Annotated in this window: 1 protein-coding gene; it reads right to left on the bottom strand. The window is 64.7% G+C overall.

Going from position 1 to position 1327, the window contains the following annotated elements; translation table 11 throughout:
- Positions 1–264: 264 nt before the first annotated feature.
- The gene (locus H8A95_RS43075; RefSeq protein WP_229188455.1) at positions 265–1302 is read right to left on the bottom strand and encodes an IS110 family RNA-guided transposase; all 1038 of its coding nucleotides are present in this window, start codon (positions 1300–1302) and stop codon (positions 265–267) included.
- Positions 1303–1327 lie beyond the last annotated feature (25 nt).

The following is a 1327-nucleotide window of genomic DNA, read 5'->3' as shown; positions in this document are numbered from 1 at the left end:
GGACCCATATGTGGACGGCCCCCGTGGCACAAGAGCTTTCTGAGTAGATCGGATCGCTGCATCCATATGTCCGGCCTGTTGATGCGACGCGCAATGGTCGCTGGCCAAGATGGGTTGCGCGATGCGAGCTCCAAACAACCCCGCGACCTGTTGACGGCCAATGGGTCCCACGGACTGTCTCGCATCGTTGATCGACCGATTGCTCCATCTGCTCTTGCAGCTTCCGGGTCGGCTGGTGGGCGAACCCGCCGGCCGGCCAATCTGTTAGGCGGCGGCCGACATGGCATTGAGCCGCGCGGCATCGTAACTCTCGCCCGTCGCCATCAACTTCCAGGCGATGCGGGCAACCTTGTTGGCGAGCGCCACGGCGGCCAGCTTCGGCGGCTTGCGCTTGAGCAGCGCCACCAGCCAGCGCGACGGACGGCCGCGGCCCCGCCGAACCTGCTGGATGACCGCAGTCGCCCCAACCACGAACAAGCGGCGCAGGTCTTCGTCACCGGCCCGCGTGATCTTGCCGAGCCTGGTCTTGCCGCCGGTGGAATGATCCTTCGGTGTGAGGCCGAGCCAGGCCGCAAAATGCCGGCCGGAGCGGAACGCATGCGGATCGGGCGTCTTCATCACCAGCCGTGTTGCGGTGATCGGGCCGACGGATGGGATCTGCGCCAGACGCCGGCTCAGCGCATCGGCGCGGTGCCAGGCCATCAGCCTAACCTCGAGTTGCTTGAGCTCGGCTTGCAGAGCAGCGTATTGGCGTCCCTGCACCGCAAACACCTCGCGCGCCATGGTGGGCAAGCTCTCGTCCTGCGCGATCCGCGCCAGCAGCGGCTCGATCTTGTCGAGCCCCCTGGGTGCGATCAGGCCGAGTTCCGCCGCATAGCCGCGGATCGCGTTGCTCAGCTGGGTGCGCCGGGCGATCAGTCCATCGCGCAGCCCCGCCAGCATCAGCGCGGCCTGCTGCTCGGCCGTCTTGACCGGTACAAAGCGCATGCTCGGCCGGCCCATTGCTTCACACAGCCCTTCTGCATCCCGACCGTCGTTCTTGTTCCGCATCACGTAGGGCTTCACCAATTGCGGGGCCATCAGCTTCACCTCATGGCCGAGTTGGCCAAGCTCCCGCGCCCAATACTGCGAAGCTCCGCAGGCCTCCATCCCGATCACGCTCGGCGGCAATTTGGCGAAGAACTCCAGCACATGCTTGCGCAAAAGCTTCTTGCGCAGCACCGGCAGCTCCGCCGCATCAACCCCATGCAGCACAAAAATATGCTTCGACGTATCCATTCCAATGCGGATAATCTCTCCCACGGACGGCTCCTTTGTCTGAGATTTG

The organism is Bradyrhizobium oropedii (genome assembly GCF_020889685.1).
GTDB classification, from domain to species: Bacteria; Pseudomonadota; Alphaproteobacteria; order Rhizobiales; family Xanthobacteraceae; genus Bradyrhizobium; species Bradyrhizobium oropedii.
This window is presented reverse-complemented; position numbering and strand designations above follow the sequence as displayed.